We start from the raw sequence: 12,995 nt of genomic DNA, 5'->3' as shown, positions 1-12,995 counted from the left end.
CAACTCCCCGAGCCCTCCCCGGGGTTACGGGGAGTCGGCGGTCGCCGGACCGGGCCTCTCGAAAGTCGACCGGATCCGCCGCTCCCGCCACTGCTCCAAGGTCTGCTGCTGACTCCGGGCCCGCTCCAGCAGGTCGTCGAGGAGCCGCGCGTCCAGCGCGTCGTGGTCGGGGGCCAGCCGGCGCAGGGTCTGCCACCCGGCGGCCTTGCCCTCCACCGCCATGCGCAGCATCTCCAGTTCGAAGAAGGTCGTCAGCGGGGAGCGCCGCACCAGGCGGCCGTTGGTCTTCAGTCGTCCGGCGCGCTCGGCAATCCAGGCCGCGCCGACCTTGTAGCGGCGCACCGGCACGCCCAGGTTCCGCATGATGGCGAGCAGTGTCTTGCGGTCCTCGGCGATCTCGGCCGCGAGTGGGCCGATCTCACGGCCGAGCGGCGATCCGGCGGTCGCCCGGGCCAGGTAGCGCACGCGTTCCGTGCCGCTCGTGGCTCCGGCCAGGTGATCGTTCAGGTAGATGCCCAACAGGTCCGGATCGATCGTGCGCGCGCTGTGGTCCGTCGCCGTGCCGGGGTGGGTTCTGGTCATTGTCGCGTCGTCCTTCAGTCCGCTGTCGGCCGGCGACGGCACCGCCGCTGACCGCTGTGCTGGCCGGTTTCGGTGTACCGGCACGCCGCCGGCACGTTCGTTCGCGTTCCCCGGAGTCAGCCGGCCGCACGCTGCCCGGGCGGCGAGCCATCCGGCCTGCACGGCGGCGTCCAGGAGGTAGGTGGGCCGGAGCCGGCCCAGGGGCACGTGGATCAGGTCGACGGACACCAGGGTCGCCGCCGATCCCACGCCCGCCCGGCGGCTCCGGACCGCTTCCGCGCCGCCGTCCGGCGTCCAGCCGGTGGTGGCCAGCAGGCCGCCGGAGGTGTACCGCAGCCACCGGTCGGTCCTGGGGCCGAAGACCCGCTCGAAGCTGCGCAGGTGCAGGAGGAGCCAGGCGCCGCCGACGAGGTTGAACAGGCCTTGCACGCGTGCGACGGTCCGCGGGATCATCGTTCCTCCTCTGCCCCCGCGCGCGACGGGCGCGGTCGCTCGCGCCACCCGCTGCTCCGGCTCGTACGAAGCCACGGCCCGCTTCTGCCCGACGCCCCAGGCACGAAACGGTTGCCCGCCGACACCGGCAGTCGCTCCGGCCGATCACGAGCGAGCGTGATCCGCCACTTCCCCTCCCCGCTGACCGGCAGCTGACCTTGCCCCTGCCGCGCGTGAGTCCGCGGTGACGGTCGGCCCAGGTGGTCGCACTCGGAAGGGTGCCAGTTCCGGGCGGTGACCGGGTGGGGACAGTAGCCTGCGGCCATGACTCTGACGCAGCCCCCCACGCCCCAGGAAGCCTTCGAGATACTGCTGGCCGGTAACCAGCGATTCATCACCGGCACCGTCGAGCATCCGAACCAGGACGCCGCCCGCCGCAGTGAGATCGCGCCCGCGCAGGCGCCGTTCGCGGTGCTGTTCGGCTGCTCGGACTCCCGCCTCGCCGCGGAGATCATCTTCGACCGCGGGCTGGGCGACCTGTTCGTGGTCCGCAACGCCGGTCACGTGGTCGGCCCGGAGACGCTGGGCAGCATCGAGTACGGGATCAGTGTCCTCGGCTGCCCTCTGGTGGTGGTGCTGGGCCACGATGCCTGCGGGGCGGTGGCCGCAGCCAGGGCCGCTGTCTCGGACGGCACCACGGTGCGCGGGTACGTGCGCGACGTGGTCGAGCGGGTCACGCCCAGCGTGCTGGCTGCCCGTGCGGCCGGGCGCGTCGAGGACGCGGACTTCATCGCGGAGCACGTCCGGCACACGGTCAACCTGCTGATGGAGCGCTCGCGCGCCCTGGCCCACGCCGTCGAAGCGGGCAGTGCCGCCGTGGTGGGCCTGTCCTACCAGCTGGCGGACGGAGCCGTGCACCTGGTCACCGCCCGCGGCGTGGAGATGGCGGCCGACGCCGTGGTCTGACGTCAGCGCTCCCGCAGCCCCGGGGGCCGCCCTCGCGTTGTCGCGCTGCGCCGATCACGCTGCGCCGATCACACCGGGGCACACCCGAACGACCCACTGCGCACCGGCGACGACGCCACCGGCACCGCCGGCCCGGCGCGTTGGGCTACTCGGCCGCGAGGGCGGGGGCGGGCTCCGCGGCGGCGGCGTTGTACTCCGCGAGCGTCTCCCGGGTGAAGCCGAAGAAGTAGGTGCCCAGGAAGCCCACCGCGTACCCGGTCAGCAGGCCTCCGCCGTAGACGGCGGCGCCGGCGGCCATCCCGTGCGGGCCGGCCAGCAGCGGGAACAGGGCCCAGCCGGACGGGCCGACGGCCGTCGAGCCGACGGCGCCGCCGAGTTGGCCGGCCGCCCCCACGAAGGCACCCCCGGCGGCACCGCCCACGCAGGCCGTGACGAACGGGCGGCCAAGCGGCAGGGTGACCCCGTAGACCAGCGGCTCGCCGATCCCGAGCAGTCCGGCCGGCAGTGCGGACCTGATCGTCGCCCGGACGGAGGTGTTGTGCCGCAGCCGCAGGTAGACGGCCGCGGCACAGCCGACCTGCCCGGCCCCCGCCATCGCGAGGATCGGCAGCAGGACGGTGGAGCCCTGCTGCTGGATCAGGGTGGTGTGGATCGGGATCAGCGCCTGGTGCAGTCCGAGCATGACCAGCGGCAGGAAGAGGCCACCGAGCACCAGCCCGGCGAGCAGCCCGCCGTGGGCGAGCAGCCAGGTGGCGGCGTGGCCGATCGCGGTGGAGACCTCCCCGGCGACGAACATCAGGCCGAACAGCGCGGCCAGCCCGCCGAACAGGACGGTGACGGTGGGAGTGACCAGGACGTCCAGCGCCTCGGGCACGACCCGCCGGGTCCACTGCTCCAACCGGACGGCCAGCAGCGCGGCGAGCAGCGCCCCGACCACCCCGCCCTGCCCGGGGGTGAGGTGGTGGCCGAACGCCTCCACCTTGGCGACCCCCGCGTAGACGGTCACACTGGCGACGGCCCCGCCCAGCACCGGCGTGCCGCCGAACTCCTTCGCCGTGTTGTAGCCGACGAAGACGGCGATCAGCGACATGAACCCGGAGGAGACCGGCCCGAGGGCGGTGACCAGGCCCGGGGCCCACTCGAGGTTGGCGAGCGCCCCGGCGAGGGCGGCGACGATCCCGCAGCCGATCAGGGCGGGGATCAGCGGGACGAAGACGTTGGCGATCCGGCGCAGCATCCGCTTCACCGGCGTCGCGTTGCGCACCCGGGCCTCGGCCCGGATCCGGGCGCCGCGCCCGGCGAGGTCCTCGGCGCCGGGGGCGGCCGCCGCGGGGGCGGGATCACCGCCGGAGTCCAGCAGCCGGCGCAGCTGCGCGGTGACCCCGGCTACGGCACCGGGACCGAGGACGATCTGGTAGGTGTCGTCCTCGACCGTGCCCAGGACGGCCGGCAGCGCCCCGAGCGCCTCGCGGTCGACCAGCGAACGGTCCGCCAGGCCGAGCCGGAGCCGGGTCATGCAGTGGGCGACCGAGCGGATGTTGGCGGCGCCGCCGACCAGCGGGAGGATCGCCTCGGCCACGGCGCGGTGCTTCTCGTCGGACATGCCAGGGGACGTACCCGGTTGGTCAGGGCGCTCAACCGGTGGTCCGCCGGGGCCTGTCGCCCGAACGGGTGCCGGGACTATCGTTAGTTGGCGGAAGCTATCGACATTTCCACTCCGATCCGCGGCGGGCCTCGGGAGACGCTTCCCCGGGCCCGTCCCGGGACAGCGGGAGGCAGCGGTGGCGACACGACTCTCCGGCGGCGGCAGGACCGGGCGCCGGCGACCGGCCCGTACGGGTGTGGAAGCGGACCACCCCCGGTACAAGTGGGTGGCGCTGTCCAACACCACTCTGGGCACCCTGGTCGCCACCATCAACGCCTCGATCGTGCTGATCTCGCTGCCCGCGATCTTCAACGGCATCGGCCTGGACCCGCTGCAGCCCGGCAACGTCGGCTACCTGCTGTGGATGCTGATGGGCTACATGCTGGTCACCGCCGTCCTGGTGGTGACCCTCGGCCGGCTGGGCGACATCCACGGCCGGGTGCGGATCTACAACGCGGGCTTCCTGATCTTCACCCTCACCTCGGTGGCCCTGTCCCTCGACCCGCTGCACGGCGGGCCGGGGGCGCTGTGGCTGATCGGCTGGCGGGTGGTGCAGGCGGTCGGCGGCTCGATGCTGATGGCCAACTCGGCGGCGATCATCACCGACGCCTTTCCGGCCCGGCAGCGCGGCACGGCGCTCGGGGTCAACATCGTCGCGGGCATCGCCGGGTCCTTCATCGGCCTGGTCCTGGGCGGGCTGCTGGCCGAGTGGAACTGGCGCTCGATCTTCTGGGTCAACGTGCCGATCGGCGTCCTCGGCACCGTGTGGGCCTACCGCTCACTGCGCGAGACCGGGGTGCGCAAGCCCGCCCGGATCGACTGGTGGGGCAACATCACCTTCGGGGTCGGCCTGACCGCCCTGCTCGCCGCGATCACCTACGGCATACAGCCCTACGGCGGCCACACCATGGGCTGGACCAACCCCTGGGTGCTGGCCGGGCTGTTCGGCGGGGTCGCGCTGCTGGCGGTGTTCTGCCTGGTCGAGGCCAGGACCGCCGAGCCGATGTTCCCGCTCTCGCTCTTCCGCGACCCGGTCTTCACCGGCGGGAACGCGGCGACCCTGCTGGGCTCGATCGCCCGCGGCGGGCTTCAGTTCATGCTGATCATCTGGCTCCAGGGCATCTGGCTGCCGCTGCACGGCTACGACTACGCCGACACCCCGCTGTGGGCGGGCATCTACCTCGTCCCGCTGACCGTCGGCTTCCTGGCCGCCGGGCCGATCTCGGGCTACCTGTCGGACCGCGCCGGGGCCCGGCTGTTCGCCGCGGGCGGGCTGGTGGTGATGGCCGCCTCCTTCGCCGGGCTGCTCCTGCTGCCCACCGACTTCGGCTACCCCTGGTTCGCGCTCCTGGTCTTCCTCAACGGTCTGGGCGGCGGCCTGTTCGCCGCCCCCAACACCTCGCTGATCATGTCGAGCGTGCCGGCCGCGGCCCGCGGCGCCGCCTCCGGCATGCGGGCCACCTTCCAGAACGCCGGGATGGTGCTGTCGATCGGGGTCTTCTTCTCCCTGATGGTCGCCGGGCTGGCCGGCTCGCTGCCGCACACCCTCACCGCCGGGCTGACCGCGCAGGGCGTGCCCGCCGCCGACGCGCGCACCATCGCCTCGCTGCCTCCGGTGGGCACCCTGTTCGCCGCGTTCCTCGGCTACAACCCCGTCCAGCAGTTGCTGGGTCCGCAGGTGCTCGGCGGGCTGCCGCCGGACCACGCCCGGACGCTGACCGGCCGGGAGTTCTTCCCCCAGCTGATCTCGGGGCCCTTCCACGACGGCCTGGTCGTGGTGTTCTGGCTGGCGATCGCGATGTCCCTGGTCGCCGCGGCCGCCTCAATGGTCCACGGCCGGCCCCGGACCGCCGCCGAAGCCTCCCCGACCACGGCGGCCGAGGCCGGCCCGCCGGCAGCCGACCGTCCGGCCGCCGACCGGTCCACGACCACCCACCGGTCCGCACCCACTGGCCGGTCCACGTCCACTGGCCGGTCCGCGGCCGCGGCGGACCCGGGCGCCCCGCGTGCGACGGAGCAGGGGCCGTGAGCGCGGACGGCGGCGGGCTCTCCGCCGAGGCGGTGGTCCGGCTCCGGCTGGCGATCGGCCGGCTCAACCGCCAGCTGGTCCGCGCCTCCGGCGACCAGGACCTCACCTCCGCCCAACTCTCCGCCCTGGCCCGGGTCGAGCAGCACGGTCCGCTGCGGCTCGGCGAACTCGCCGCGCGCGAGGGTGTGGCCGTCCCGTCCATGGTCCGTACGGTCGCCCCGCTCGTCGCCGACGGCCTGATCGCCAAGACCCCCGACCCGCAGGACGGCCGCTCCCAGCTGCTCGCCCCCACCGGGCACGGCCGGGACACCCTCGCCCGGATCCGCCGCGAGCGCACCGCCCTGCTGGCCAGGCGCAGCACCCGCCTCAGCCCCGAGCAGTGCCGCGCGCTGGAGGCGGCCCTGCCCTTGCTGGAACTCCTCCTCGACGAGTCCGACACACCCGCCCGGCAGCGGCCGATCGCCTGAATTCCCTTCACCAGTAGGCAGCTTGACGGCGCGAAGATTGAAATGCGCCGCTCCCCCTCCCCCTTCCCGACGACAATGGACATGTCGAGAACCACGGGTCCATGGTGACGGGAAGGGAGCGGGTGTGTCGTTTCTCCGGGACGGGCACGAGCGGGAGTCCAGCGGACAGGGATTCAGCGCAAGGGAGTTGAGCCGGCGCGGGTTCATCGGGGCGGCCGCGCTCGCGGGCGCCGGAGCGGCACTCGGACCGGCCGCCACGACGGCAACGGCAGCGGCAGCGTCCGCGGACGCCCCGGCCGCACGGCCGTCGAGGGTGCTGGAGTTCACGGCCGGCACCAACGCGGCCGTGACCCTCTCCCCCGGCGGCGAGCGGATGATCATCGAGGTCCAGGGCGTCCTGTGGGGCCTGTCGCGCCACGGCGGAACCGCGACCGCGCTGACCGCTCCCGGGCTGGAGCCGACCCGCCCGGTATGGTCGCCGGACGGGTCGACCGTGGCCTTCTGCGCCTACCAGGACGGCGGCTTCCACCTCTGGGCCATGGCGCCCGACGGGTCGAACCTGCGCCAGGTGACCAGCGGCTCGTGGGACGACCGCGGGGTGTCCTGGTCCCCGGACGGGCGCCGCCTCGCCTTCTCCTCCGAGCGCGCGGGTGACGCGGTGTCCGGCAGCTCGTACGACGTGTGGACGGTGGAGCTCGCCACCGGCCGGCTGACCCGGCTGACCGACCAACCGGGCGTCGAGGACTACGACCCCTCCTGGCACCCGGACGGCGAACGGGTCCTCTTCGTCCGCTCGGACGCCTCCGGCGCCCGGACCATCGCCTCCGTACCGGCCGCCGGCGGGCCGGTACGGGTCGAACGCACCGTGGACAGCGGCACGGTGACCTGTCCGGTGGTCGCCCGGGACGGCCGGCTGGCGTACGTGTGGATCGGCGACTCCTCCGCCGCCACCTCCTACCTGGCGGCGAGCGCCTCCCTGGCCGTCGACGGCACCGTGGTCTCGGGCGACGAGGACGTCTCACCGCTGCCGCCCTGCTGGACCCCCGACGGCGGGCTCGTCTACTTCGCGAACGGCCGGATCACCGACCGCTCCCCCGACCTGGCCACCGCCAAAGAAGTCCCGTTCACCGCCCGGCAGGAGGCGCCCCGGCTCCAATACCGGCGCAAGGTGCGGGACTTCGACTCCACCGCCGAGCGGGACGTGCGCGGCATCCACCTGCCCGCGCTCTCGCCGGACGGGCGCTCGGTGGTCTTCTGCGCGCTCAACGCCCTGTGGCTGCTGCCGATCGGCGGCCGGCCGCGCAAGCTGTTCCAGGCCTCCCCCGCCCACTACGTGCAGATGCCGTCCTGGAGCCGGGACGGCCGCAGCGTGCTGTACGTCCACGACGGGGACACCGGCGGAGACACCGGCGGGGACACCGACGGCGACGGCCTGGGCGCCGTGCACCGACTGACGCTGGACGACGGCACCGACACCGTCCTCGCCCGCGGAGGCCGGTTCAACCCGGCGCTCTCCCCGGACGGCACCCGGCTGGCCTGCCAGGACGTCCTGGGCAACCTCCTCCTGGTCGACCCCGCCACCGGCGCCGAGCACCGCCTCGTGACGCCCCTCGGCGGCAACGGCCTTCCCGGCAGGCCAAGTTGGTCCCCCGACGGCCGCTACCTCGCGCTCTGCGACCGCAACCGCCTCAACCACCGCTTCCGCGAGGGCTACAACGTCATCCGGGTGATCGACACCCGGGACGGCTCCTCGAAGTCCTTCCTGCCGCTGCCGGACACCTCGGTCGCCGACCGCTGCGACAGCGGCCCGGTCTGGTCGCCCGACGGCCGCTGGCTGGCGCTGGTCGTGGAGTCCGCGCTGTGGGTGCTGCCGGTCGCCCCGGACGGCACGCCCACGGGCGAACCCCGGCGGCTCACCGACGAGGCCGCCGACCACCCGTCCTGGTCGGGTGACTCCGCCCGGCTACTCCATCTCACCGACGGGAAGCTGCAGTTGATCGGCCGCGACGGGGCCGACCGGCGCACCGTGGCCGTTCCGCTGCGCACCGCCCGCGCCCTGCCGCCGCGCTCGGACGTCACCCGGATCCACGCCGCCAGGCTGTGGGACGGCACCGGCGAGAACGTCCGCGAGGACGTCGACATCGTCGTCACCGGCAATCGCGTCACCGCGGTCGAACCGCACCGCTCGGGCGCGCGCCGGGCCGGGGAGCGGCTGGTCGACGCCACCGGCTGCACCGTCCTGCCGGGCCTGTGGGACTCCCACACCCACCCGTACCAGAACACCTACGGCGGTCGCGAGTCCCGCCTGCTGCTCGCCTACGGGATCACCGGCACCGCCTCACTGGGCGGTTTCGCCTACGAGCAGGCGCGCATCCGCGAGTCGGTCGACGCCGGGGTGATGGACGGCCCGCGCTTCCTGACCACCGGCGAACTGCTGGACGGCAGCCGGGTGGCGTACAGCATGGGCCGCGCCCACCGCACCGCCGACGGGGTGCGGCGCAGCCTGGAGCGCGCCGAGGCGCTGGACTACGACTTCGTCAAGACCTATGTGCGCGCGCCCGCCTGGATCATGGCGCAGGCAGCCAGGACCGCGCACGAGCGCCTCGGAGTGCCCGCGGGCAGCCACCTCCTGACGCCCGGGGTGCAGGTCGGGCAGGACCTCACCACCCATCTGTCGGCCACCCAGCGGCAGGAGTACAGCCGGGTGGTCTCGCCGACCGGGCGCGCCTACCAGGACGTCCACGAGATCTACCGCGGCGGGTCGTTCGCGATCGTCATCACCCCGTTCTCCGCGTTCTACCTGCTCGGCGACGACCCGTCGCTGGCCGAGGACTCCCGGGTAACAGCGCTGATGCCGCCCTGGGACGCCGCCGGTGTGCAGCACCAGGCGCAGACGGCCGCCACCCCGGGCCAGCGCCGCGCCGTCCGGACGGAGATGGACGTCTACCGGAGGATCATCGCGGACGGCGGTGCCCTTGCCCTGGGAACGGACTCCCCGCTGACCCCCGTCGGCCTCCAGGTCCACCTGGGGCTGCGCGCCCTGGTCCGGTACGCGGACCTGTCCCCTGCCCAGGCGCTGCGCACGGCCACGGTGACGCCCACCCGACTGTTCGGACTGGCCGACGACCTCGGCACGGTGGAGGAGGGCAAGCTCGCGGACCTGACGGTGGTGGACGGGGATCCGTTCCACGACTTCGCGGACCTGGCCCGCACCTCCTGGGTGATGCGGGACGGCATCGTGCACCGACGCGCGGACCTGGTCGGCAACGGGCCCCGGGCTCCGCACCCAGCCCGGCCGTCGGTCTCCGGAGAGGACTGGCACGCCGTCGGTCAGGCCCTGCGCCGCGACGGCTGCTGCGCCCTCTAGCGGCCACCACCCGCCCACGGCGTTCGTCCACGACCGCCCGCCCTCCAGCCCCCGCGCCGCACCGCCCGCAACGGCCGAGGCCCCCACCGGCCTCGGCCGTTCCGTGTGCGAGGTGAACCGCCGCTCAGCGGAGGCGGCGGCGGTACGGCGCCAGTGGCGACATCCCGCCCGGTCAAGCCTCGGTCATGGCCCGGACATCGGCCTTGTGCCAAGCCGACCGACCGTCACCAGATGGCCTGCGACGCCCTGCAGCGCACCGACGTCGTCCAGCCGCACGCCTTCTCGCTCAACGCCGTCTCGCCGGACGCGACGCCGTCCGGCTTCGGCCCTGGCGACCTGCAGGGCGCCTACCGCCTGCCTGCCAACGGCGGCGCCGGGCAGACCGTCGCCATCGTCGACGCGATGGACGACCCCAACGCCGAGTCCGACCTGGCGACCTACCGCACGCAGTACGGGCAGCCGGCGTGCACCACGGCCAACGGGTGCTTCAAGAAGATCGACCAGAACGGCGGCAGCGGCTACCCGGCCTCCGACACCGGCTGGGCGGGCGAGATCTCCCTCGACCTCGACATGGTCTCCGCCATCGCCCCGAACGCCCACATCCTGCTGGTCGAGGCCAACTCCGCGACCATGGCCGACCTCGGCGCCTCGGCCAACCAGGCCGTCGCCCAGGGCGCCAAGTTCGTCTCCAACAGCTACGGCGGCGCCGAGGACTCCACCGACACCTCCTCGGACAGCCAGTACTTCAACCACCCCGGCGTGGCGATCACCGCCTCCTCGGGAGACTCCGGCTACGGCGCGCAGTACCCGGCCGGCTCCCAGTACGTCATCGCGGTCGGCGGCACCTCGCTGACCCGCGACTCCAGCGCCCGTGGCTGGAGCGAGAGCGTCTGGGGCTCCAGCTCCGGCGGCCAGGGCGCCGGCTCCGGCTGCTCCGCCTACGACCCCAAGCCCAGCTGGCAGACCGACAGCGGCTGCGCCAACCGCACCATCGCGGACGTGTCGGCGGTCGCCGACCCGGCCACCGGCGTCGCCGTCTACCAGACCTACGGCGGCTCCGGCTGGGCCGTCTACGGCGGCACCAGCGCCTCCTCCCCGATCATCGCCGCCGTCTACGCCGACGCCGGCACCCCGGGCGCGGGCGACGTCCCCGCCAAGTGCCCGTACCAGCACGCCAGTTCGCTGAACGACGTGACCAGCGGTGCCAACGGCAGCTGCTCCCCGAGCTACCTGTGCACCGCCGGCGCCGGCTACGACGGCCCGACCGGCCTCGGCACCCCGAACGGCCTGACCGCCTTCACGGCGGGCGGCAGCAGCGGCGGCAACACCGTCACGGTCACCGGCCCCGGTAACCAGAGCGGCACCGTCGGCACCGCCACCAGCCTGCAGATCCACGCCAGTGACTCGGCCTCCGGCCAGAGCCTGACCTACTCGGCCACCGGTCTGCCCGCCGGACTGTCGATCAACTCCTCGTCCGGCCTGATCTCCGGCACCCCGACCACCGCGGGCAGCAGCAACGTCACGGTCACCGCCAAGGACACCACCGGCGCCTCCGGCTCCGCCTCCTTCACCTGGAGCATCGCCGGCTCCGGCGGCGGCACCTGCACCGGCGGCGGCCAACTGCTCGGCAACCCCGGCTTCGAGACCGGCACCGCCTCGCCGTGGACCGCGAGCAACGGCGTCATCGACAACTCCTCCAGCGAGGCCGCCCACTCCGGCAGCTGGAAGGCCTGGCTCGACGGCTACGGCACCACCCACACCGACACCCTGAGCCAGACCGTCACCGTCCCGGCCGGCTGCAAGGCCGGCTTCTCCTTCTCGCTGCACGTCGACACGGCGGAGACCGGCAGCACGGCCTACGACAAGCTCACCGTCCAGGCCAACTCCACCACCCTGGCCACCTTCTCCAACGTGAACGCGGCCAACGGCTACACCCTGCACACCTACGACCTGTCGGCCTTCGCCGGCCAGTCGGTGACCATCAAGTTCACCGGCACCGAGGACTCCTCCCTGCAGACCAGCTTCGTCCTCGACGACACCGCCCTCAACGCCTCCTGACGACCCCGGATCCCCGACGGGGCCGCAGCCCGGCTGCGGCCCCATCGGCCTGCCCCGGGGGGCCGGTACCGACCACCTGCACCTGGCTGTGGTCACCCGGGTGCCGGGCCGTACTGGCGGTGACGGCGGGCGGTCCGCACCGTGGTGGGGAGGAGCGATGGCCACCACCCCAGGACGGTACCGATGAACGCGAACGACTCCCTGCCCCGTGTCGTGGTCGGCGTCGACGGCTCCCAGCCGTCGCGCGCCGCGCTGCGCTGGGCGGTCCGGCACGCCGCGATGCTCGGCGGGGTGGTGGACGCGGTCGGGGCGTGGGAGCCGCCGAGCCACTTCGGGTGGTCGGCGCCGGTGGTCGACGCCACCTTCGACCAGGAACTCGCCGAGCGGAAGTTCGCCGATGAGCTGGGCGAGGTGCTCGGTACGGACTGCCCGGTGCAGGTCCGCCGGACCATGGTCATGGGCGACGCCTCCGACGTCCTGCTGGACGCGGCCAAGGGCGCCGAACTGCTGGTGGTGGGCAGCCACGGGCGCGGCGGCTTCACCCGGGCGCTGCTCGGCTCGGTAAGCACCCGCTGTGCGCAGCACGCGACCTGCCCGGTGGTCATCGTTCGCGCCCAGTGAGCCGGGGCGCCGTCGTGTACGCGCAGTGACCGAGGCGCTGCGGTGCGGACGGAAGCGTATCCGGGCCCTACCGGCGGACCGGCGCGGGCATCCGGGCGACACGGAACCGGGGGCCGGGGCGGGTGTGGACGGCGGCTTCCGGGGAAGCCGCTCCCCATGCTCTTGATCCGACCGCCGGGTGTCTATCCGCCCCAGGGCGACACCGCGCTCCTTGCCGACTGCGTGCGCCGGGAATCCCTCGACGACTCCAGCCGGGTGCTCGACCTGTGCACCGGAACGGGCGCCGTCGCGCTGGTGGCGGCGCGCAGCGGCGCCCGGGTCACGGCGGTGGACCTGTCCGCCCGCGCGGTCGTCACCGCCTGGTGCAACACCCGGCTGCACCGCCGGCGGATCAGGCTGCGGCGCGGCGACCTGCTGGTCCCGGTGACCGGCCGGCGCTTCGACCTGGTCACCGCCAATCCCCCGTACGTCCCCACCGCCTCCGGCATCCGCTCCCCCGGACGCGGCGCGGCCCTGGCCTGGGACGCCGGAGCGGACGGGCGGCTGGTCCTGGACCGGATCTGCCGTACGGCCCCCCGCGTGCTGGCCTCGGGCGGTGTGCTGCTGGTGGTGCAGTCCGCGCTCGCGGACGTCCCGGCCACGCTGGCGGCCATGCGCCGCGCGGGACTGCGCGCGGGCGTGGCGGCGCGGCGGCGGCAGCCCTTCGGGCCGGTGCTGACGGCCCGCGCCGCCCTGTTCGAGCAGCTGGGGCTGATCCGGCCGGGCGAGCGCGAGGAGGAGCTGGTGGTGGTGCGCGGTGTCCGGGAGCACTGACCGCACCACCCGGGT

9 protein-coding genes are annotated in these 12,995 nt (G+C 74.0%); 7 read left to right on the top strand and 2 right to left on the bottom strand.

From position 1 onward, the window contains the following. Positions 1 to 24: 24 nt before the first annotated feature. Positions 25 to 1,035 (bottom strand): hypothetical protein, encoded by a 1,011-nt coding sequence (locus HS99_RS48085; protein ID WP_305953091.1) that lies wholly within the window; start codon positions 1,033 to 1,035, stop codon positions 25 to 27. Positions 1,036 to 1,338: 303 nt separating this feature from the next. Here HS99_RS48085 and HS99_RS01340 point away from each other — a divergent pair, with 303 nt between their 5' ends. After that, positions 1,339 to 1,980 (top strand): carbonic anhydrase, encoded by a 642-nt coding sequence (locus HS99_RS01340; RefSeq protein ID WP_030288823.1) that lies wholly within the window; start codon positions 1,339 to 1,341, stop codon positions 1,978 to 1,980. Positions 1,981 to 2,125: 145 nt separating this feature from the next. Here the strand turns inward: HS99_RS01340 and HS99_RS01335 are convergent, their stop codons facing one another. Continuing rightward, on the bottom strand, positions 2,126 to 3,583 hold the full coding sequence (locus HS99_RS01335; protein WP_030556033.1) for a PTS transporter subunit EIIC: 1,458 nt from the start codon (positions 3,581 to 3,583) through the stop codon (positions 2,126 to 2,128). A 178-nt stretch (positions 3,584 to 3,761) separates the two neighbouring features. Here HS99_RS01335 and HS99_RS01330 point away from each other — a divergent pair, with 178 nt between their 5' ends. The 6 genes from HS99_RS01330 to HS99_RS01305 all read left to right on the top strand — a co-directional run bounded on the left by HS99_RS01330 (position 3,762) and on the right by HS99_RS01305 (position 12,980). After that, a complete protein-coding gene (locus tag HS99_RS01330; RefSeq protein WP_078938652.1) occupies positions 3,762 to 5,654 on the top strand; it encodes an MFS transporter in 1,893 nt (630 codons plus the stop codon). Continuing rightward, positions 5,651 to 6,121: a MarR family winged helix-turn-helix transcriptional regulator gene (locus HS99_RS01325; RefSeq protein ID WP_030556030.1), complete on the top strand. Its 471-nt coding sequence runs from the start codon at positions 5,651 to 5,653 to the stop codon at positions 6,119 to 6,121. The genes HS99_RS01330 and HS99_RS01325 overlap by 4 nt, the downstream gene beginning before the upstream one ends. A gap of 124 nt (positions 6,122 to 6,245) precedes the next feature. Continuing rightward, positions 6,246 to 9,488, top strand: a complete 3,243-nt coding sequence (locus HS99_RS01320) for an amidohydrolase family protein (protein WP_078938653.1) — start codon at positions 6,246 to 6,248, stop codon at positions 9,486 to 9,488. A gap of 231 nt (positions 9,489 to 9,719) precedes the next feature. Next, positions 9,720 to 11,546 (top strand): putative Ig domain-containing protein, encoded by a 1,827-nt coding sequence (locus HS99_RS48665; RefSeq protein WP_078938909.1) that lies wholly within the window; start codon positions 9,720 to 9,722, stop codon positions 11,544 to 11,546. Positions 11,547 to 11,729: 183 nt separating this feature from the next. Then, positions 11,730 to 12,167: a universal stress protein gene (locus HS99_RS01310; RefSeq protein ID WP_030556024.1), complete on the top strand. Its 438-nt coding sequence runs from the start codon at positions 11,730 to 11,732 to the stop codon at positions 12,165 to 12,167. 156 nt (positions 12,168 to 12,323) lie between these two features. After that, a complete protein-coding gene (locus tag HS99_RS01305) occupies positions 12,324 to 12,980 on the top strand; it encodes a HemK2/MTQ2 family protein methyltransferase (RefSeq protein WP_030288836.1) in 657 nt (218 codons plus the stop codon). Positions 12,981 to 12,995: the final 15 nt, after the last annotated feature.

The sequence above is a fragment of the Kitasatospora aureofaciens genome (genome assembly GCF_001188955.3).
GTDB classification, from domain to species: domain Bacteria; phylum Actinomycetota; class Actinomycetes; order Streptomycetales; family Streptomycetaceae; genus Kitasatospora; species Kitasatospora aureofaciens.
Note: the sequence above shows the minus strand (reverse complement) of the source record. Positions and strands in the feature narration are given on the sequence as shown.